Annotated in this window: 16 protein-coding genes, 1 pseudogene and 1 other annotated feature; of the genes and pseudogenes, 5 read left to right on the forward strand and 12 right to left on the reverse strand. The window is 49.4% G+C overall.

What is annotated here, in order from left to right; all coding sequences use genetic code 11:
• Positions 1–15: 15 nt before the first annotated feature.
• The gene (locus tag KNO79_RS09145; RefSeq protein WP_214691121.1) at positions 16–1,230 is read right to left on the reverse strand and encodes a DASH family cryptochrome; all 1,215 of its coding nucleotides are present in this window, start codon (positions 1,228–1,230) and stop codon (positions 16–18) included.
• A gap of 336 nt (positions 1,231–1,566) precedes the next feature.
• Here KNO79_RS09145 and KNO79_RS09150 point away from each other — a divergent pair, with 336 nt between their 5' ends.
• Positions 1,567–2,220, forward strand: a complete 654-nt coding sequence (locus KNO79_RS09150; protein WP_214691122.1) for a YczE/YyaS/YitT family protein — start codon at positions 1,567–1,569, stop codon at positions 2,218–2,220.
• 25 nt (positions 2,221–2,245) lie between these two features.
• On the opposite strand, the gene KNO79_RS09155 is transcribed toward KNO79_RS09150, so the two are convergent.
• Together KNO79_RS09155 and KNO79_RS09160 are read right to left on the reverse strand one after the other, a co-directional pair.
• Positions 2,246–3,286 carry an alcohol dehydrogenase family protein gene (locus KNO79_RS09155; RefSeq protein WP_214691123.1) on the reverse strand — a complete coding sequence of 347 codons (1,041 nt, stop codon included), beginning with the start codon at positions 3,284–3,286 and terminating at the stop codon, positions 2,246–2,248.
• 101 nt (positions 3,287–3,387) lie between these two features.
• Positions 3,388–5,100, reverse strand: a complete 1,713-nt coding sequence (locus KNO79_RS09160; RefSeq protein ID WP_214691124.1) for an ABC transporter ATP-binding protein — start codon at positions 5,098–5,100, stop codon at positions 3,388–3,390.
• Between the two features lie 119 nt (positions 5,101–5,219).
• On the opposite strand from KNO79_RS09160, the gene KNO79_RS09165 reads away from it, so the two are divergent.
• Positions 5,220–5,570, forward strand: coding sequence for an iron-sulfur cluster biosynthesis family protein (locus KNO79_RS09165; RefSeq protein ID WP_015881180.1), 351 nt, complete (start codon positions 5,220–5,222; stop codon positions 5,568–5,570).
• A complete protein-coding gene (locus tag KNO79_RS09170; RefSeq protein WP_143180248.1) occupies positions 5,543–5,764 on the forward strand; it encodes a hypothetical protein in 222 nt (73 codons plus the stop codon). Before KNO79_RS09165 ends, KNO79_RS09170 begins: the two co-directional genes overlap by 28 nt.
• Before the next feature lie 108 nt (positions 5,765–5,872).
• Here the strand turns inward: KNO79_RS09170 and aspS are convergent, their stop codons facing one another.
• The 7 genes and pseudogenes from aspS to secD all read right to left on the reverse strand — a co-directional run bounded on the left by aspS (position 5,873) and on the right by secD (position 17,208).
• Positions 5,873–7,645 (reverse strand): aspartate--tRNA ligase, encoded by a 1,773-nt coding sequence (gene aspS / locus KNO79_RS09175; RefSeq protein ID WP_214691125.1) that lies wholly within the window; start codon positions 7,643–7,645, stop codon positions 5,873–5,875.
• The gene (gene hisS / locus KNO79_RS09180) at positions 7,642–8,922 is read right to left on the reverse strand and encodes a histidine--tRNA ligase (protein ID WP_074037952.1); all 1,281 of its coding nucleotides are present in this window, start codon (positions 8,920–8,922) and stop codon (positions 7,642–7,644) included. Before hisS ends, aspS begins: the two co-directional genes overlap by 4 nt.
• Positions 8,923–8,965: 43 nt before the next feature.
• Positions 8,966–9,200: a binding site (T-box leader), on the reverse strand.
• Between the two features lie 38 nt (positions 9,201–9,238).
• Positions 9,239–9,682: a D-aminoacyl-tRNA deacylase gene (gene dtd, locus KNO79_RS09185; protein WP_031421442.1), complete on the reverse strand. Its 444-nt coding sequence runs from the start codon at positions 9,680–9,682 to the stop codon at positions 9,239–9,241.
• Positions 9,683–9,698: 16 nt separating this feature from the next.
• The gene (locus KNO79_RS09190) at positions 9,699–11,888 is read right to left on the reverse strand and encodes a RelA/SpoT family protein (RefSeq protein WP_074037461.1); all 2,190 of its coding nucleotides are present in this window, start codon (positions 11,886–11,888) and stop codon (positions 9,699–9,701) included.
• A gap of 188 nt (positions 11,889–12,076) precedes the next feature.
• Complete coding sequence (locus tag KNO79_RS09195; RefSeq protein WP_074037462.1) at positions 12,077–12,595, reverse strand: adenine phosphoribosyltransferase; 519 nt, start codon at positions 12,593–12,595, stop codon at positions 12,077–12,079.
• 1 nt (position 12,596) lies between these two features.
• Entirely contained in the window at positions 12,597–14,891 is a 2,295-nt protein-coding gene (gene recJ / locus KNO79_RS09200; protein ID WP_214691126.1) for a single-stranded-DNA-specific exonuclease RecJ, read from the reverse strand.
• A 99-nt stretch (positions 14,892–14,990) separates the two neighbouring features.
• A pseudogene (gene secD, locus KNO79_RS15560) lies at positions 14,991–17,208 on the reverse strand (protein translocase subunit SecD).
• A gap of 211 nt (positions 17,209–17,419) precedes the next feature.
• Between secD and zupT the strand changes: the two are divergent.
• Entirely contained in the window at positions 17,420–18,280 is an 861-nt protein-coding gene (gene zupT / locus KNO79_RS09215; RefSeq protein ID WP_074037465.1) for a zinc transporter ZupT, read from the forward strand.
• A 35-nt stretch (positions 18,281–18,315) separates the two neighbouring features.
• Here zupT and KNO79_RS09220 read toward each other — a convergent pair whose 3' ends face one another.
• Positions 18,316–20,088, reverse strand: coding sequence for a methyl-accepting chemotaxis protein (locus tag KNO79_RS09220; protein WP_214691127.1), 1,773 nt, complete (start codon positions 20,086–20,088; stop codon positions 18,316–18,318).
• Positions 20,089–20,268: 180 nt separating this feature from the next.
• Between KNO79_RS09220 and KNO79_RS09225 the strand changes: the two genes are divergently transcribed.
• Positions 20,269–21,420, forward strand: a complete 1,152-nt coding sequence (locus KNO79_RS09225) for an NAD(P)-binding domain-containing protein (RefSeq protein ID WP_214691128.1) — start codon at positions 20,269–20,271, stop codon at positions 21,418–21,420.
• Positions 21,421–21,445: 25 nt separating this feature from the next.
• Here the strand turns inward: KNO79_RS09225 and yajC are convergent, their stop codons facing one another.
• Positions 21,446–21,724, reverse strand: a complete 279-nt coding sequence (gene yajC / locus KNO79_RS09230; RefSeq protein ID WP_026826452.1) for a preprotein translocase subunit YajC — start codon at positions 21,722–21,724, stop codon at positions 21,446–21,448.
• Positions 21,725–21,789 lie beyond the last annotated feature (65 nt).

Genomic DNA, 21,789 nt, shown 5'->3' on the forward strand with positions numbered 1-21,789 from the left:
CACGTGACAGTTTGGTCACAACCATTTGTTACGAAACGCACGGTCCGGGTCATACGTGAACTGTTGACGCTCGATGTTGAAACGGCGGTCGCGCGAGTCGTTCCCGACACCCGCCTGGTACGCCCAATTCCCCCAATTGCTCGCCACGTCGTAATCGATTAGTTTCGATTCAAAGTAGGAAGCCCCGTAACGCCAATCTTGTTTTAACTCTTTTGAAAAATAATTCGCCACGATTTGTCGCCCCCGATTGGACATCCATCCCGTCGCATTCAGTTCGCGCATAAACGCATCTACGAAATCAACACCCGTCTCTCCCTTTCGCCATTTTTCAATGACATCCGCCTCGACTCGCCAGTCTTTCCGTTTCGACCGGATGCCTTGTGATCGAAATAATTTTTTCCCTTGCTCGAGTGCGACCCATTGAAAGAACTCACGCCATAATAGTTCAAAGTACAGCCAGTACGTTGATTCATTTACCCCATGCGTTCGTTCATGTGCCTCGAGTTCAAAGAATACCCGTCGAGGTGATAACGAGCCGTTCGCTAAATAAGAAGATAGCTTCGTCGAGTCATCGATACCAAAACCATTTCTCGTTTCTTTGTACGTTCGAATCGGCACGGACAAATAGTCATTCAATCGACGCTTCGCTGCCAATTCGCCACCTTTGAACGGAAACGCCGTCCTCGGGTCTTGCTTTACTTCTTGAATCGAAAATGGGAACGTCACCTCGCGTGTGGCAGCCGTCGCCTTACGGGAAATCAGTTCTCGGGGACGTACATCATATTCGACCGCTTTTCGAAACTCCGTGAAGAGAAACGGCATTTTCTCAAACGGGATATGGCCCTCTTCAAATAACGTGAATCCACCGAACGTCTCGTACTCCCCTTTCCATTTTTTGATCACTTCATTTTCACGTCGGCGCTCATTGTATCCGACTGCCCGCTGAAACAAGAGACGGTCGGACGGGTCGAGCGTTTCGAGCGGATGACCGACGTGCACGTGAAATGAGATACCAAGTGCGTCGAGTGAACCGGCCACATCCTCTAATGACTCCTTCAAGAAATGAAGTCGCTCCTTCCCAAGTGGAATGACGCCATAACGATTTTCAACGAACTGATTCGGACTGATAAAAAAATGACCTTCGATCGGATCGTCATGGCGAAGTGCCTCTTCAAGCGGTAAATGATCATCAATACGTAAATCATTTTGGTACCATATGATTGTTTTCATCATTAGACCTCCTCCACCCTATAGTATGATGGGTTATAATCTTTGTCATGAAGACGGAATGTGCTCGAGATATGTTTTCAAAATCAAATTGTGTGGAATATATTCTTCTAGAAGAGAAAGGGGTGCAACATAATGGCTAAGAAAGGCAAAATGGGAACATTGATTAAAATCGCGACGGCGGTCGCACCGTTCGTCTACGATTACTATAAAAAGAACAAAGCAAAGAAATCACCGAAGAAATAACACTCACGTCTCAGCCAATAAGCTGAGACGTTTTTTTTATGTTTTTCAATCGCCTGTGCTAAGATAAATCAATCATTCTATTGAAACGAGGCGATGTTCGTGCACGTCCGATCTATCCACCTTTTACGCATTCTCTTCAAATGGGGTCTCTTCATGACCGGGTTGTTCTTACTCGCGCTCGGTTCATCTATCATGATCACGGCAAATCTCGGGGTTTCCACGTGGGACGTCCTTCATATCGGTATCGCTCACCATCTTCCGATTTCAATCGGGACGGTGATTTTATGCGTCGGTCTTTTACTCGTTCTATTTAAATACATACTCGACCGCATCCGTCCTCAGTTCGGAACTCTAGTAAACGCGGTGTTCGTTGGGGTGTTCATGAACGTGATATTAAATGAGCAATGGCTCCCTGTTTTCGAAGGGATGATTGTGAATATTGTTTGGCTCACATTCGGCATATTTGTGATGGGCATGGGAGCTGGTCTCTATGTCGCCGTCGGGTACGGTGCCGGTCCACGCGATGGATTGACGCTTGCCTTAGCAGACCGTTTCCAAACGTCCGTCCGTGCCATGAGGACTTGGATGGAACTGACCGCTTGTCTCATCGGTTGGGCACTCGGCGGACCACTTTTCTTCGGGACCGTCTTATCGATTTTCCTCATCGGTCCATTCTTCCAGTTTTGGCTAGAACGGTTCCGCCTGTTCATCGCCTATGTCGATCGTCTCAAAGTAAAAATCGCATGAAAAAGAGAGGAGATCTCCTCTCTTTTTATGTGTTCGGAATGAGCACAATCTTTCCGAACTTACCCGATTGTTTAAAATACGCCTGTGCCTCACGTGCCTCTTCAAGCGGGAACGTCCGGTCAATGACCGGTTTTAGCTTCCCTTCGGCGATCGAGCGCAACATCTCTGCGAATTCATATCGTGTCCCGAGAACAGACCCGTACATCGCGATATGTTTCAAGTACAGCGTCCGGAAGTCGAGATGGGTCGTCTGTCCTCCCGCCGAACCAGAGATACAGAACTTCCCTCCCTTTTTCAAGATGTTTAGAGATACATCAAATAGCGCATCTCCCACGACATCGAGGACCGCGTCGACCGGGCCACCGTTCGCAGCGATGATATCATCGGCGAGCGTCTCAGAACGATAGGAAAACACTTCGGTCGCCCCAAGCGCTTTTAACTCTTGCTCGTTTTTCAAATCACCGACGATAGCGAACACATTCGCCCCGAATACGTTCGCCGCAATTTGGATGTTGAGTGAGCCGACCCCGCCACTTGCCCCAGTGACGACAATCGTCTCACCGGAACGGATGTGTAACTGCTCGTTCATATGCCAAGCCGTGAGACCACTTACGGAAAAGACTGCACTCTCGACGAAATCATCAAGCGGCATGTCAAAACAAAGGTCAGCCGGCCATGATACATACTCCGCGTAGCCCCCGTCATACTCTGATCCAATAAAGGACATATCGTCCGACAAGTGTTCCTTCCGCTCAGGTCCGCTCGAGGTGAACGGGAATAAGACGACGTGTCGACCCATCATCCCTTGGTCGACCCCATCTCCGAGCTCGACGACTTCACCAGTGATGTCTGAACCGGGAATGCGTGGGAACTGGACGCCTTCCGGGCGCCATCCTGACTTCTCCCCAGCTCCATAAGCCCCTTCTCGCATCCATATTTCCGTATTGTTAATCGCGCAGGCGCGTACCTTGATCAGCACTTCTCCTGCTTTCGGAGACGGTTTCGGGATATCAACCACTTGGAGTTGGTCAACGTCCCCATATCCTACGACTTGTACAGCTTTCATGGTATTTTGCCTCCTTCGCTTTCGTTCATCCATAAGTATTTACCCACGAAATGCTGTTATCACGCCAAAAAAGGGCCGCCCTTTATCAGGCAGCCCTCGATTTATAGTTGTTGACGTTGTAACAGGTTCGTGAAGACGCCACCTTTTTGACTGAGTTCTTCGTGCGTTCCATCTTCTACGATTCCTTCTGCCGTCACGACAAGAATCCGGTCGGCATTCCTTACAGTCGCTAAACGGTGCGCGATGATGAGCGTCGTTCGATTTGCTGCCAGTTCATTTAATGAATCCTGAATGATGGCCTCGGTCTCCGTATCGAGCGCCGAGGTCGCCTCATCGAGTATTAAAATCGGCGGATTTTTCAAAAACATACGCGCAATGGCGATGCGTTGTTTCTGACCTCCGGAGAGTTTTAGTCCACGCTCTCCGATTTGTGTATCAAGACCGTGCTCGAGCTCTTCGACGAGCGTGCCGAGATGTGCTTTTTCCACCGCATGCATGATCTCTGCATCGGTCGCATCCAGTTTCCCGTAAGCAATGTTCTCCCGTAGCGTACCCGCAAATAAGAAGACATCTTGTTGCACAATTCCGATTTGACGACGTAAACTCTCTTTCGTCATCTTCCGGATATCCATGCCGTCAATCGAGATGGCACCCTTTGTGACGTCATAAAAACGCGGAATGAGTGAACAGATGGTTGTCTTTCCAGCCCCGCTCGTCCCGACTAAGGCAACAGTCGTCCCTGCCTCGATCGACAAATCAATATCTGTCAACACTTGGCGGTAGTCTGAATAGCCGAATGAGACGTCGTCGAAGACGATATCACCTGTCAACGTTTCGACCTCGGTCGCATCCGCTCGGTTCTCAATGTCCGGCTCTTCATCAAGCAACTGCGTGAATCGTTTGAACCCTGCCATCCCTTTCGGATACATCTCGAGGAGCGCCGTGATCTTTTCAATCGGCTTAATGAGTAAATTCATGTACAAGATGAAGCCGACGAGTTGTCCGTACGATAACTGTCCTTCATACGTCAAGTACGCCCCGTATACAAGGACGAGCAACGTCATAAGACGCGTCGTGATATAAATACCTGCGAGTGACGTACTCATGACACGATACGCTTCAATCTTCGAGCCGCGATAGAAGTTGTTGTCTTTTTGGAAACGCCCGATTTCGAACGCCTCGTTCGTAAACGATTGGACGACGCGTGCCCCGGACACACTGTCCTCGACGCGCGCGTTCACTTCCCCGATATTCGTGTACATCTTTTGCCACGCCTTGTTCATGTTCTTATTCGCATACGTGATCATGATGATGAGGAACGGTACTGCGACAACGGTGACGAGTGCGAGTTCAGGGTCGATCGAGAACATGATCCCGAACGCACCGAGTAACGTCATGATGGCGATAAAGAAGTCTTCCGGCCCATGGTGCGCCACTTCCCCGATATCGAACAAGTCGTTCGTGACCCGGCTCATCAAATGGCCGGTCTTATGATTGTCAAAGAAGCGGAACGACTGTTTATGGATATGCGTGAACAACTCTTCTCGCATGTCCGTCTCGATGTTGATGCCGAGCTTATGTCCCCAGTAGTTAACGACGTACTGCATCATCATGGCCAATATGTATAGAATCAACAGGCCGATGCTGACGATGATAATCCAGTTCCATTCCCCACCCGGCAACAAGTCGTCGATGAACCATTGAACGGCAAGCGGAAATCCAAGTTCAAGCAGTCCGACGAGAATTGCGAATGAAAAATCGAGTAGGAATAACTTTTTATGTGGTCGATAATAACTAAAAAAACGTGAAATCATTCTCTCTTCCCCCTTCTCTTCATTAAGTGTACGCTTTTTTCCGAAAGGTGGAAAACAGGATGCATCCCTTTTTCATTCTTTTTTCAAACGGCGTATAATAAAAGTAAGGAGTGATACACATGCATGTACACATTACAGATCGTGCCCTCGAACGAATCGAGTCATTGAAAGGCGAACGCGAAGGACAGATGCACCTCTTTTACGAGACAGAAGGTTGTGGTTGTGGGAACAGCGGAATCTTTGAGATTCGATACGTAACCGAGACGACTCCGGAAGACGTTGAAATCGAATCAAACATCGGACCAATCTTAATCAAAAACTGGACAAAAGTGTTTTTAGATGAACAGATGAAAATCGATTTCCTCGAAGACCGTCGTACGCTCGTCTTGAAGAGTGACGGCCAAGTGTTCAATTCGAATCTACTCGTGACGGACGGCACAGGATGTCAGTTGAACGTTCCGAGCCGATGAAACAGACACTGAAACAACATCCGAGACTCCTCATTCTCTTTTTCGTGAGTTTCGGTCTCGGACTACTTGGAATCTATCTGGCGTTTATCGATTCGGTATATACGATGTCCGCAGTCATCGCCTCGCTGTTTGCGTTTGGTTTCGCGTTGCAGCGAACAGCGAAATATATGCAGCGAGAAGAGGATAAACGTTAACAAGAGGATGTGTTCCAATTAAATATCTACCATCTCGTGTTGAATCCAAAATCCGTTTCACACATACAAAAAACGAGGATTGCCATGGCAACCCTCGTTTTTTTATGCTTATTTTTTCTCTTTTATTGCCGTACGAATCGATAACTCTTCGAGTTGCGCGTCCGCGACAGGGCTCGGTGCTTGCGTCAAGAGACAGCTTGCCGAAGCCGTTTTCGGGAAGGCGATTGTGTCGCGAAGGTTCGAACGACCTGCAAGAATCATGACGAGACGGTCGAGACCGAGTGCGATTCCCGCATGTGGCGGTGTACCGTATTCGAACGCTTCAAGCAAGAAGCCGAACTGTTCAACCGCTTCTTCTTGTGTGAAACCAAGCAATTTGAACATGCGCTCTTGAATGTCACGCTCATAAATACGTTGTGAACCGCCACCGAGTTCGTAACCGTTCAAGACGAGGTCATACGCAACCGCGCGTACACTTGCCGGATCTGTCTCGAGAAGATGGAGGTCTTCACGGTTTGGCATCGTGAACGGATGGTGGTTCGCATAGAAGCGACCGTCTTCTTCTTCAAACGTTACGAGTGGGAAGTCCGTTACCCAAAGGAAGTTGAACTTCGATTCGTCGATGAGACCAAGTTCGTGACCGAGCTTGACGCGGAGTGCGCCAAGGCTGTCTGCAACGACAGTTGGTTTCGATGCGACGAAGAGAAGAAGGTCACCTGCTTCTGCATCTGTGGCTTCAATTAGCTTCTGTGCGTATGTCTCATCAAAGAACTTCGCGATTGGACCGTTCAAGCCTTCCGCTGTCACTTTGAGCCATGCGAGACCTTTCGCACCGTACACCGCCGTGAACTCTTGAAGCTTGTCGATGTCTTTACGTGAGAAGTTGTCCGCCTCACCTTTGACGTTGATCGCCTTGACTTGCCCGTTTGATTCGAGTGCTGCATCGAACACTTTAAAGCCAGCACCTTTCACAGTGTCTGCCACGTCGATGAGTTCGAGACCGAAGCGCGTGTCCGGCTTATCCGAACCAAAACGACGCATCGCTTCCGCGTGTGTCATCCGCTCGAACTTCGCTGGTGTGTCCGTACGACCGAGCGTCGATTCCATGACTTGTCCCATCATCGATTCCATCATCGCCATCAAGTCTTCGATGTCCATGAAGCTCGTTTCGATGTCGACTTGTGTGAATTCAGGTTGACGGTCTGCACGAAGGTCCTCGTCACGGAAGCAGCGTGCGATTTGGAAGTAACGGTCAAATCCTGCGACCATGAGCAACTGTTTGAAGAGCTGTGGTGATTGTGGAAGTGCATAGAACTCACCACCGTGGACACGGCTCGGTACGAGATAGTCACGTGCGCCTTCTGGCGTCGACTTCGTCAAAATCGGTGTTTCGACTTCAAGGAACTCTTGCTCCGTCAAGAAGTTACGAATCGTGTTCGACGTTTTCGAGCGGAGACGGAACGTCTCTTGGAGCGCCGGACGACGAAGGTCGAGGTAACGGTATTTGAGACGCAGGTCTTCTGAAACGTTTTCCGCTTCGTCACCGATTGGGATTGGTGTCATCTTCGCAGCGTTTAAGATGTTGATCTCTGAAGCGATGACTTCGATATTTCCTGTCGGCATGTTCGGGTTCTTGTTCTCACGCTCGAGAACCGTCCCTTTCACGTCGAGGACGAACTCACTACGAATCGTCTCCGCGAGTTGGTGGACCGCTTCGTTCTCTGGGCGAACGACGACTTGGACGATCCCTGTGCGGTCACGAAGATCGATGAAGATGAGACCTCCGAGGTCACGACGTTTTTGTACCCATCCTTTTAATTGTACTTCCTGGCCGATGAGTGACTCTGTCACGCGGCCGTTCATATGTGTGCGTCCGATCATTGTCCTGCTCCTTCCGATAGTTCACGAATTTTGTCTGCAACGGCCGAGAGTGGCACGTCGACTTGTTCACCAGTCGTCATATCTTTCAAGGCGGCTGACCCTCGTTCGACTTCGTCATCCCCTAAGATGACTGTGAACTTGGCTTTCAGACGGTCCGCCTGTTTGAATTGTCCTTTGAACTTGCGTCCTTGGTAATCACGGTCTGCTTTGAACCCTTCCATGCGGAGGAGTTGTAGGAGGCGTGTCGCCGTCAATTCGACTTCTTTTCCGCCTTGGGCGACGATGAAGACATCAAGTCCTGTCTCGAGTTCAGGTAGGACTCCTTCATTCTCCAATGCGAGGATGAGACGCTCCAACCCGATTCCAAAACCGATTCCCGGCATGTCCGGTCCGCCGATATCTTGTACGAGACCGTTATAGCGTCCGCCGCCACAAAGCGTCGTGATGGCTCCGAATCCTTCTGCCTCAGACATGATTTCAAACGCAGTGTGCGTGTAGTAATCGAGTCCACGGACGAGCGTCGGGTCGACTTCATAGGCGACACCAAGTGCGTCAAGTTGTGCGAGCACTTGGTCGAAATAGGCCTTCGACTCTTCGTTCAAATATTCAAGAATCGACGGGGCCGTCTTCATCGACGGGTGATCGCGGTCGACCTTACAATCCAAGATGCGAAGCGGATTCTTATACAGGCGTGACTGACAGTCTTGGCAAAGTTCGCCTGCCACCGGCTCAAAGTGACGGATGAGCGCATCGCGGTGGGCATTGCGGCTTTCCGCGTCCCCAAGCGAGTTGACGACGACTTTGATTTTCTGAAGTCCGAACGACTTGTAAATCGAATAGGCGAGGCTGATGACCTCAGCGTCAACGGCCGGGTCACTACTACCGATTGCTTCGACACCGTATTGGTGAAGCTGACGGAAGCGACCTTTTTGTGGACGCTCGTAGCGGAACATTGGTCCCATGTAGTAGAGCTTGGTCGGCTGGTCCGGATTTCCGAACAGTTTGTTCGTCACGAACGCACGAACGACAGATGCCGTTCCTTCTGGGCGAAGCGTGTACTCGTCTTTCCCTTTCTTCACGAGCGTGAACATCTCTTTTTGGACGATGTCCGTCGTTTCCCCGACACTGCGTGTGAACAGGTTCGTCGTTTCAAAGATTGGTGTGCGGATTTCTTTATAGTTATAACGGGCGCTCATGTCGCGAAGCTTTTCTTCGACATATTGCCACGTCTCGACCGTGCCCGGAAGCAGGTCTTGTGTACCGCGTGGTGCTTTCATCATCACATTTCCCTCCTTAAAAATACAAAAAGGCCCTCGTCCGCAAAGGGACGAGAGCCTGTGTCAGTTTCCCGTGGTACCACCCTCGTTGCAGAGCCATCACTTGAAACTCTGCCACTCGAAATCGGTTAACGCCCGATGAAACGGCTCCCCCTACTCGCTTTCAAGGGAGCACCTCCAAAGTGTCGTTCGGGTCATCATCCAGTCGATGCTTTCAGCCAAGGCATCGCTCTCTTTGCTGGTGGGTTGACCGTACTCTTCTTTATCGTAGGTGTTTGACTATATGCTTCATGATGCCGAATCAAGCCGGCATCTGTCAAGCGTTTTTTTCGAGCATGAGTGTGACCGGTCCGTCATTGACGAGGGCGACGTCCATCATCGCTCCGAAGCGTCCCGTCTCTACGACGAGCCCATTCGACCGGAGTCGCTCATTGAATTTTTCATAAAGCGTCTCGGCCATATCCGGTTTTGCGGCCTTTGTAAAAGCAGGTCGCCGCCCTTTCATCGTGTCTCCATATAAAGTGAACTGAGAGACAGATAAAATTTGTCCGGACACGTCTTGAATCGATAAGTTCATCTTTTCTTGATCGTCCTCGAAGACGCGAAGTCCGGTCACCTTGTCGGCGAGCCAGTTCACTTCCTCTTCTGTATCTTCATGTGTCACACCGACGAGAAGCAAGTACCCGGCGTTGATTGCCCCGACGACTTCTTCCTCGACTGTGACCGATGCTTCTTTCACTCGTTGCAATAATACACGCACGTTCCTCTTCCTTTCGTCACGTCATCATGACTCGGCTGACCGAATACACGTCTGAGATTTGTTTGATGCGCTCGACGACTTTCTGCAAATGGTTCACGTTCGGAATCGAGATGGTCATCGAGATGCGGGCCTGTTTGTTTTGGTCGCCCCGACCACTGACGGCCACGATATTCGTATTCGTCGCCGATACTGCTTGAAGGACGTCGTTTAAGAGACCTGAGCGATCATATCCTGTGATTTCGATGTCGACGTTATAGTTCTTCTCTTTCGCTTGTCCGACTTCCCATTCGACGTCAAGGAGACGCTCTGGGTGTTGTTCGTTGACAATGTTCAAGCAGTCTTTCCGGTGAATTGAGACACCGCGTCCACGGGTAATGTATCCGACGATTTCATCCCCCGGTACCGGGTTACAACAACGGCTCATGCGAACGAGCATGTTGTCGATGCCTTTGACCGTCACGCCCGCTTCCGTCGTTTTCTTCTTCGGTGCCTGACTGACTTTCAATTCGCTGATGGCTTCCGACAGTTCGAGTTTCGGTTCTTTCCGCTGCTTCTCCGTCAACTTATGTGCGACTTGTGCGGCAGTGATGCCTTGATAACCGACAGCGGCGTACATCTCTTCCTCGTTCCCGAAGTTGAACTTCTCGACGACGATACTGAGTGCAGGTTCATCGATAATCTCTTTCGGTTCAAAACCAAGTTTCTTAATTTCTGCTTCGACGAGATCTTTCCCTTTTTCAACGTTTTCTTCACGTTGCTGACGTTTGAACCATTGACGAATCTTGTTCTTCGCCTGGCTTGAAACTGCAAGCTTCAACCAATCCTTACTCGGTCCGTAACTATGCTTCGACGTGATGATTTCGATGATGTCACCAGTCTCAAGTTTGTAGTCAAGCGGTACCATCCGCCCGTTCACTTTCGCACCCGTCATCCGGTGCCCGATCTCCGTATGAATCCGGTACGCATAGTCAATCGGGACTGAGCCCTTCGGCAACTCGAATACGTCTCCTTTCGGTGTGAAGACGTACAGCATGTCGCTAAAGAAATCGACTTTGAGGGATTCCATGAATTCCTCGGCATCCGTCGTATCCTTTTGAAGCTCAAGAATCTCACGAAGATGGGCGATCTTCTCGTCGAATCCGTTCGTCGAGACGTTTTTCCCTTCTTTATACGCCCAGTGTGCCGCAATCCCGAACTCAGCGATGAAATGCATGTCTTTCGTCCGAATTTGGACTTCGAGCGGCTCACCTTTCGGTCCAATCACTGTCGTATGGAGCGACTGATACATGTTCGGCTTCGGCATAGCGATATAATCTTTGAAACGTCCCGGCATCGGCTTGTACTGGGTGTGGATGATTCCGAGCACGGCATAACAATCACGAATCGAATCGACGATAATGCGGACCGCCATCAAATCGTAAATTTCATTGAACTCTTTTTTATGCTTCACCATCTTGTTATATATAGAATAGATGTGCTTCGGTCGACCGTTCACGTCGGCATCGATATGCACTTCCTCAAGAACCCCGTTCACTTCCGTGATGACAGAGGTGACGAGTGCTTCCCGTTCCGTCCGTTTCTGTTTCATCATCGAGACGATCTTATAGTATTGCTGCGGGTTGATATAACGTAACGAAATATCCTCGAGCTCCCATTTGATTGTCGAAATCCCCATCCGGTGTGCGAGAGGCGCAAAGATTTCAAGCGTTTCTTCCGCTTTTTGGACTTGTTTCTCTTTCGGCATATGCTGCAGTGTCCGCATATTGTGGAGCCGGTCCGCAAGTTTGATCAAGATCACGCGCACGTCTTCTGCCATGGCGATAATCATCTTCCGGTGGTTTTCAGCAAGTTCTTCTTTTTTCGATTTATATTTAATCTTACCAAGTTTCGTGACGCCATCGACGAGCATGGCCACGTCTGGACCAAAATCGTCCGTCAATTGCTGTAACGAAACATCCGTATCTTCGACAACATCATGCAAGAGCGCTCCAATAATCGTTGTGGCGTCTAAGCCGATATCAACGAGAATGCCGGCCACTTGGACCGGATGGAGAATATAGGGCTCGCCCGAACGTCGGAACTGACCGGTATGATGAAGTTTTGCGTATTCGTAAGCGCGTTTCACTTCGGCTATATCGTCGTCACCCATATACTCCCCGAGCGCGTCGAGAAGATCCTCAATACTTACGATTTGTTTTTTGGTCATAACATTCGACACCCTTTTTCTAACCGCTCCAATCGCCTCGGATTCGTCGCAGCATGGTAGTAGTTTGTATTCAAGATTCTGTGATTTTTATAACCATTATCGAAAAAATCTGACGACCTGTCAAAGGTTGTAGGTTATTTTCCTTAAAAACTATTCAAAAACGGGAAGCATATCGCTTCCCGTTCAAATTAGTCTTCGTAGCGGATGAGTGAGAACACGTCGTATCCTTCAAGACGCTCACGTCCACCAAGTCCGTCGAGTTCGATCAAGAACCCGATTCCTGCCACAACACCACCGAGTTGTTCAATCATTTTAATCGTTGCTTCAATCGTACCACCTGTTGCGAGCAAGTCATCCAAGATGACGACTTGTTGTCCAGGTTTGATTGAATCTTTGTGCATCGTTAAAATGTCCGTTCCATACTCAAGACCGTATGAAACTCGTACTGTCTCACGTGGTAACTTTCCTTCTTTACGTACTGGTACAAACCCGAGTTCGAGCGCATACGCTGCCGGGCAACCGACGACGAATCCGCGTGCTTCCGGACCAGCGATCAACTCCGCTCCACGTTCACGTGCATAAACGACGAGCTCATCTACTGCTTTCTTGTAGACTTCGCCATCTTGCATGAGTGACGTGATATCTTTGAAGCTGATTCCTTCCTTCGGATAATCTGCTACTTCTTTAATATGCTGTTTGAAATCCATTTTATGTGTATGCCTCCTGCATCTTGTTCGATCGCAACGATTGTAACCGCTCTTTGAGCTCCGCCAATGACGCGTATACGAAACGCTCTTCGAGTTGTTGGCGCCCAATCCGGCGTTGATAGCACGGCGCCTCGGTCAAATCGCGTTTCGGTGCTTCTGGATTGACTCCAGGCAGTCCGTCTTCCATTGTAACAAGAAATTCGAGTTCAGAGAATACTTGATGCATAAATTGAATCGTATTTTTTGACCATTTTCGCTCTTTTGACAGACGAATCAGGTTTTCACGAAGATTTTTCCGTTCGCATGTTGCCATATGGACATAATACGTTCGGAAATCCTCACGGGACGGAAGACGTTCAAAGAACGAGTCTCCTTGACCGAAGGCACAATAAATACGTTCAATCCCCTCATGAAGTTTTTCTGCGAGCACCTCTTCATCGTCCGGAAGATCGAGCAGAACGACGAAACGGTTGAGCGGTTCATCTCCTTCATGGAGTGGAAAATCTTCGTTCGTCCCTTGGAAAGATAAAAATGACGTCTGTTCTTTCGGCAAATCTTTCAACTCTTGCATTGATTTTTTCTTCCCACGATAGTCAAACACTTGGAAGTCATCGACCCGTAAATCTTGAATCATGAGCTGCGGTTTACGCATTCCGTTCCATTCGTTGACTTGAAGACTTCCCATCACCGAGATATGAGCCATCTTTGAAATCTCTGAAACGACGTGCCCGAATCCAAATCCGATGCCATCGAGCTCACGCTTGTCACCAGCGAGCTGTACTTTCAAATGCGTGGCATCCCGTCCGATTTGGCGAATATCTCGCAGTTTCGCATCTGCGACGACGACACGAGGGGATGGATTCCCCATACCAAACGGCGCGAGCTTTCCGATTTCTGAGATCAAGTCGAGCGAGACGTCGTTGACGGAGAGTTTCAAGTCGACGTTCACCCGTGGCACAAACACGTCATCAGGGATAGAATCCGCTTGACGGTTCAGCCGCTCTCGTAGTTCGGCGACATGTTCCGACTGAAGGGTCATCCCGGCGGCAGCGGGGTGCCCACCAAAGTGTGGCAAAATATCTTCATTCTTCGAAAGTTCCTTGAAGAGATCAAACCCATCAATCGAACGACCCGATCCTTTCGCCTTACCCGTCTCAGGGTCATGGCAAAGGAGGATGACTGGACGATAGTACGCCTCGACGAGACGAGATGCGACAATCCCGACAACTCCAGGATTCCACTTCTCACTTGCCACGACGAGTACACGGTCCTCGGTCATCGATGCTTCGACGAGTTCTTTCGCTTCAGCAGCGATCGTCTTGACGATGTCTTGACGTTCTTTGTTTTGCTTATCGAGCTGTTTTGCGAGCTCGAGCGCTTCCTCGACATGTTCAGCCAGGAGCATTTGTAATGCCGGCATCGCTGAATCGAGTCGACCTGCGGCATTGATGCGTGGACCGAACGCGAAACCGACCGACTCTTCGTTCAATACGCTGTCACCGAGACCACATACTTCACGTAATGCTAGAATACCTGGACGTTTTGAAGCCTCGAGCGCGACAATCCCCTTCTTCGCGAGCAATCGATTCTCTCCGTCGAGTGGGACGAGGTCGGCAATCGTTCCGAGGACGGCCAAATCAAGGAGTTCTTCCGGCATTCTCCCTAAAACGGCGTGCGCCACTTTGAGAGCGACTCCCGCACCGGCGAGTTTATCGTATGGATATCCCGGGTCGATATGTGGATGAATGATTGCATAGGCGTCCGGCAATGTCTCTTTCGGCTCGTGGTGGTCCGTGATGATCAAATCGACGCCAAGGTCTTTTAAGAGTGTGGCTTCTTCAATCCCAGAAATTCCACAGTCCACCGTGACGACCAAGGTGAATCCTTCGTTCGCTGCCCACTGGAACGCTTCTTTGTTCGGTCCATAACCTTCAGTGAAACGGTTCGGGATATAACACTCGGCCATGACGCCAATTTCTGTCAACGCATGCCACATGACAGATGAGGCACTGACCCCGTCGACATCATAGTCACCATAGATGAGCACCATTTCCCCATCGTCTGCTGCCCGTTTGATGCGGGTGACGACTTTCTCCATCTGTTCAAACAAATACGGGTCATGAAAGACGAGTTCATCCTCGGCATACAAGAATGCCTTGGCCGCTTCTACGTCTTGATGACCACGCTGAACGAGCAACGTCGCCAGTTGTGCTGATATATTTAATTCGTTTTGTAAACGCGTGACGTCGTCCGGATTTGTTTCCGGATAGAGCCACTGTTTTTTCGAATGGTACATGTCCTTCACTCCAATCAATTGTAGATTATAGCAGACCGCGTGAAAGATGTGCCGTCTTGACATTTGAAAAGGTCTCCCGATTGAAGGGAGACCCACTTGTTACGCCTCTGTGACCGGCGTATCTTTTTTCTTGTTGATTGTCGTACGTTTGATGAGGAGCCATAAATACGATGCAATGAAGATCGAAGAATACATCCCCATGAAAAGTCCGACGATGAGCGCGAGCGAGAAGCTACGAATCGACTCTGCCCCGAATACATACAATGCAATCGCTGTAACGAGTACCGTGATGACCGTATTCACGGACCGTACGATTGTCTCTTGAATCGACTTGTTAATGATTGACTCATAGACGTCCATCGACTTGATTTTTCGTTCCTTTTCATACGACGTGATGTTCTCGCGGACCCGGTCGAACGTTACGATTGTATCGTTGACCGAGTAACCGATGATGGTCAAGATCGCGGCGATAAAGTACAAGTTGACCTCGATCCCAAAGAGCGAGAACGCGACAATCATGAAGAAGGCATCGTGTAACATCGCGATAACAGTTGCAAGTGCATATGAGAATTGGAAACGCACCGTGATGTAGAGAATAATCCCGATCGACGCGACGGCTACCGCATACAAAGCATTTTTCGCCAAGTCACGACCGACTTGAGCCGAGACGGTGCTGATGTTCGGGTCGTTCCCGAATTGTTCAGTGAACGCCGTCTTGACGTTCGCGACTTCCTCTTGTCCCAATTGGCCAACGAACGTCACGTATGCCAAGCGACCTTCATTTGCATATTGGACGCTTGAAATCTCTTGGTCAACTCCGGCATCGTTAAACGCTTTCGTGAATTCTTCTTGCGACACACGTTCTTCCGTTAGTACTTCGACCCGCGTCCCTGAAGCAAAATCGATTCCGAGGTTCAACCCACGGAAGAACAAGAGACCGATTCCGAGAACGACGATTGCCGTCGAAACCAAGAACATCGTGCGCATATGTTTCACGTAATTCCATTCAGTAAGCTTAAAGTTCACGGATTTCACTCTCCTTCACACCAAACCATCCTTTGCGTTTGTCGAACAGACGACTTGAGACAAGGAGGTGCATCAAATAACGTGAGATGAATACGTTCGAGATGAACGTCATCCCGATTGAGATCATGAGCATGACAGCAAATCCCTTGACCGAGCTTTGTCCGAAATAGAACAAGACCGCAGCCGAGATGAGCGTCGTCAAGTTGGCATCGATGATCGTACTGAGGGAACGACGGTTACCTGCACGGAATGCCGATAAGACCGATTTTCCAGAGCGGAGTTCGTCTTTGATTCGTTCCGCGGTAATGATGTTCGCATCGACTGCCATACCGACCCCGAGGACGAGTGCTGCAATCCCTGGAAGCGTCAATACCGCATTGATTCCGTTAAAGAACAACATGATCAAGTTGATGTACAGAACAAGCGTGATGATCGATACGAGTCCTGGGAGACGATAGAAGAACAACATGAAGAGGAATACGGCGATGATTCCGATTGTTGCGGCAAATACCGTTTCTTCTAAAGCATCTTGACCGAACTGGGCCGACACGGATGTCGAGTAAATCTCATCTAGTTTGACCGGGAGCGCCCCTGCGTTCAAGATGTCCGCAAGGCGTTGACCGCTTTCCGCGTCAATTCCACCACCTGAGATGATGGCTTTATCCGATAAGATCGGACTCGTTACCGAAGCATCTGACACAATTTTCGAGTTCTCTTTTTGAACTTCTTCCTCATATGTGTCGCCCTCTTCATAGTCGAGCCAGATGACCAGACGGTTCTCAGGAGCTGGACGTTGTGCAATCTCAGATGTCACTTCACCAAACTTGTCGGCCGATTGGAGTGTCAGCTCAACGACCGGTTGTCCTTGTTGGTTGTAGCTGAGCGCTGCCCCACGCGGCGCCAAGTCTTTCCCATCGAGCAAGACGTTGTCGTTCACGTCACGGAATGTCAATTGTGCCGTTGACGAGAGAACCTCGCGCGCTTCGTTTTGGTTCGATACGCCCGCGAGCTGGACACGGATGCGATTGTTTTCTTCGATTCGAACGTCCGGTTCGGAAACTCCGAGGACGTTGATTCGGTTATTGATGGCGCGAACGGTTGCATTCATCGCCGACTCGTCGATGACGTCGCCGTCTTCGAGCGGTTGTACTTCATACAAAACTTCGAATCCACCTTTTAAGTCGAGTCCGAGGTTCGTGTTCTTGACGACCCATGGCGTCGTGAACACTGCGAGCAGGATTGTCGCAATCATGATGATCGCAAAAATCGCAATGTTGCCTTTTTTGTACATACGACTATTTCCTTTCTAAACCACTGTTCTTGATAAAAACTTCTCTCGTTAACATTACAAATTTTCTAAACATTTATCAATCATTTTCCTAAAATTGTAACGACCTTCACGAATTGTCCGACCGAGTTTGCATGTAAGACTAAATGTTGCACATGGGCAAAACTTCATGTATGATGTAGCTAACATCAAAACATCAAAGGAGTCTTTCCATATGGACAGCACAGTTATTTATGCCTTTCTCCTTACTCTATTCGCCGGTCTAGCTACCGGAATCGGGAGTATGATCGCATTCTTTGCGAAACGGACGAACACGGCATTCCTCTCCATCTCGCTTGGATTTTCCGGAGGCGTCATGATTTACGTGTCGTTCATCGAGATTTTCCCGAAAGCGCTCGAGGAACTCGTCGGCGCACACGGAGAATATACGGGTACAATCTACACCGTCCTCGCATTCTTCGGTGGGATGTTCTTGATTGGCATGATCGATAAGTTCATTCCGAAAATGGAGAATCCACACGAAGTCAAGTTTGTCGAGTCGATGCAGAATGACCCGACAACACATGAACTCGCAACGACGACGACAAATGAAGCGGCTCCAATCAATCATCCAGAGGTACAAAATCGACTTAAAAAAATGGGGATTTTCATGGCACTCGCCATCGGGATTCACAACTTCCCAGAAGGACTTGCGACGTTCGTCTCGGCACTAGATGACCCGGCCGTCGGCTTAGCTATCGCCATCGCCATCGCCCTACACAACATTCCGGAAGGGATTGCCGTCTCCGTCCCGATTTATTATGCGACGGGCTCACGGAAGAAGGCGTTCAAGCTTTCGATGTTGTCAGGGCTTGCCGAGCCAGCTGGAGCGGCCATCGGATTCTTGTTACTCATGCCGTTCTTGAGCGACACCGTCTTCGGACTCTTGTTCGCGGCGGTCGGTGGCATCATGGTCTTCATCTCGCTTGACGAATTGCTCCCTGCCGCCCGTGAATACGGACACGCCCATCATTCAATGTATGGAATGGTTGCTGGTATGATCGTCATGGCGACAAGTCTAATCCTATTAATGTAACGAGCAATGCCCTGACGCGCGCGTCAGGGCATTTATTATGTCGTTTTAAACACATGGACGACATCTTTTAATTCAGACGACATGTGACTCATCGTTTCAGCGATGCCGTTGATCTCTTGAATGGCGGCAAGCTGTTCTTCGACGTTCGCACCGGCTTCTTCGACGCTTCGCTGTGTCGAGACGGCGTTTGTCGACATATCTTCAACAGAGACGGCAACTTCAGTCGTATTGGCACTCACTTCTTCTGTTGCTGCCGCAATCTCACTCATTTGACGGGACGTCTCTTCGATGACCGATACGATCTCACGGAACGCCTCGGCCACTTCTCCCATTTGCGATACCCCATTCTCCACATGTACGCTCGATTCTTCGAACGCCGATTCGACTTGCTCCGTGTCACGTTGAATGTCGCGGACAACGGTCTGGATTTGAATGGCGGATTGTTTCGATTCCTCGGCGAGTTTCCGGACTTCAGCCGCGACGACGGCAAACCCTTTTCCGTGCTCACCCGCACGTGCTGCTTCAATCGCCGCGTTTAAGGCAAGCAAGTTCGTCTGTTCCGTGATCGCCGTGATCGAACGGGTGATTTTCTCGATTTCAAGCGATTGGTTCGATAGACGGTTCACCATCTGTTGAGTGAGCTCGTTGGCACGGCGAATTTCTTGCATCCGTTTCTCTGCCAATTGAACGGTCTCAAGTCCACCGTTCGCCGCCTCAAGTGTATGTATCGTCTGCTCATTCACACCTTGTGAGGCCGCAGCGATTTGATTCAATCCATCCACCGCTTGATTGACCCCAATCGTCCCTTCTTCCGCTCGCTTCGAGGATCCTTGCGCAGCCACGTTCATCTCTTCGAACAACCGGGACACGCCTTGGGTCGTTGTCGCGACATGGTCTGTGCTTGCGTAAAGTTCTTCAGAATATGCAGTCACTTTGTCCGACGCTTCACCAACCCGACGAATCAAGCCGACCAGGTTGTGCTTCATTTCATTGAACGCCGTAACCAGGTCTCCTAGTTCATCGTTTGAGGCGACCTCGATATCTTCTCCTGTCAAATCCCCTTCTGCCATGATGCGTGCTTGACGACCGAGTCGATTGATCGGTTTTAGGAAAAGCCGTTGTAGCGCAAGTAAGGAAAGAATCCCGATCACAACACCACCAACACTGATGATGAGCATCCAAAGGATTGAACTTTCTGCATCTGCTTGTACCGCTTTCGTCTCAGACTCGAGGAGCTCCCCTTTATATTCGACAAGGTCGGTCACGGTCATGCGTACCCGATCCGTCGTCGGTGTCACACTCGTGTTGAGAACGGTTTTGAAGCCAATTTCGTCTTGTTGTTGACGAAGTTCGACGGCACGATTCATCTCACGGTCTAATAGCTCGTTAAATTTCTCCAAATCTCCCAACCAAGACAAGATCTTCTCATCTGAAGAAGATGCCTTGAGTGAAGCCATCAATTCGTCTCGTTGTTCTTGAACTCCCTGGAGACTGATGAGCGTCTTCGGATTGGCTACAAGCATATAGTAGTTCAAGTAGCGTTCGGCATCCGTCACCGCTAATGATAGATTCTCTGCAAGCAGCATCTCCTGCGTGCCTTCACTGAGTACCCGGTCATAGGCGGCAGTCGATTGTCTCAATTGATAAGATCCGAGCGCGCCGACAATGACGAGCGTAATGATCGTCGGAATGAGCGCGATGGACATACGTCGTCTCAGCGATGAGCGTCCTCTCTGTTTCGTACCACTTCGTTTTATGCTCCATCCTTTCCACTTCTTCATCTGGTTAATCAATCGTTTCACGTCCATGTCATTCGTTCTCCTTCATCTCGGATTTCTTCTCAATTTGAGGTTAGTGCAAACGTTTTCATTAATCAAATCGATTTTTCGAAATGAGGTGGATAAATTTTGAATCGGATTCGTTTTGACAAAAAGAAGTCATCTTTGTATACTTTAAATCGTAATTATTACGCTTTGAAAGGATTCTCTATGATTGTGGAAAATACGAAGTTATTAATCATTGGTGCTGGTGTACACGGAATGACCCTCGCCATCTCATATATGGAACAAGGCGGGTGCTTGGAGGATTTGATTATTGTCGACCGTCTCACTGACCCATTATCGAACTGGAAACAACAAACTTCATCCATCTCTATGTCGCACCTGCGTTCGACCCGAGTGCATCACGTTTCTTCGAATCCCCATGCGTTGAAACAGTTCGCCTCGCGATATGCCTATCGTTCCAATCATTTCAAAGATACGTTCGGACGTCCATCGCTCGAACTGTTCAACGACCATGCCGAATCGTCATGGAACGCGTATCGCCTTGATGAGCGGTTCCACGGAAATGAACAGGTGATGACTCTCCGCAAAGATGGCGCACACTATCATGCCCGAACAAATCATCGCCTCATTGTCGCGGACTCGGTCATTGTCGCGATCGGTCAATCGGAAAATGTCGTGTTACCTGAATGGGCCGACGAACAATGTCGACACGTGTTCGAAAAAGACCAATCGGATGAATCGGATCAAGTGACTGTCGTCGGCGGTGGCATCACAGCACTTCACTATGTCGTGAAGCGTGCCAATCAGGGTCACCGTGTCACCCTTGTGACGAGACGTCCGCTCGAAGTGAGTCAATTTGACGCTGATCGACAGTTCATGGGACCGAAAGGATTAGATGACTTCCATCGTCTAAAACAAGACTGGACGACAAAACGATCATTCATCGCCCGTGAACGAAAACCGGGATCGGCTCCGAACGATCTCGTCTTAAAAGTGAAGCGCCTCATACAGACGAACGCTGTGACGCACATCATCGGAGAAGTCGAGCGGGACAGTGGTTCGCTATTTGTAAACGGTGAACAACTTGCCGGAAAAGAAGTCGTCTGTTGTACGGGAATCAGACCTCATCCTGTGAAAGAGACATTTCTTCAGCCCGTGATCGAACAATTCAACCTACCTCTCACCCCATGTGGCACCCCTGTCCTGAATGAGCATCTTGAATGGACGCCTGGACTTTACTTGACCGGTCCTTACGCCGATTTGATCATCGGCCCGTTCTCAAGAGCCATCTATGGTGGACAAGAGGCCGCTCGTAGAATTCTCCCCCAACTTCTAGCCACACAAAAAAGCGTCTGACCATGATGGTCAGACGCTTACTTGCTTATTCCTCAAATGAGGCATTCGCTTTTTTCACGACTTCCGCAACTGCGCTTCGGTTGAAACGGAGAAGCGATTGATCGCATTTCAAAACGACATGTGTGTCTTCGATTTGATGAACGACGCCGTGTAAACCGCCGATTGTGACAACGCTGTCGCCACGCTCGAGGGCGTTTTGCATCGATTGTACTTCTTTTTGGCGTTTCGTCTGTGGACGAATCAAAAGGAAGTAAAATACGACGAAAATCAAGATCATTGGTAATAACGCAACGAGTGTTTCCATGAGTAACATTCACCCTTTCCTTCAATATCAGGTTCATTATACCGTGAAACTGAAGCATTGTCACA

Source organism: Exiguobacterium sp. s43, assembly GCF_018617255.1.
GTDB classification, from domain to species: domain Bacteria; phylum Bacillota; class Bacilli; order Exiguobacteriales; family Exiguobacteriaceae; genus Exiguobacterium; species Exiguobacterium profundum.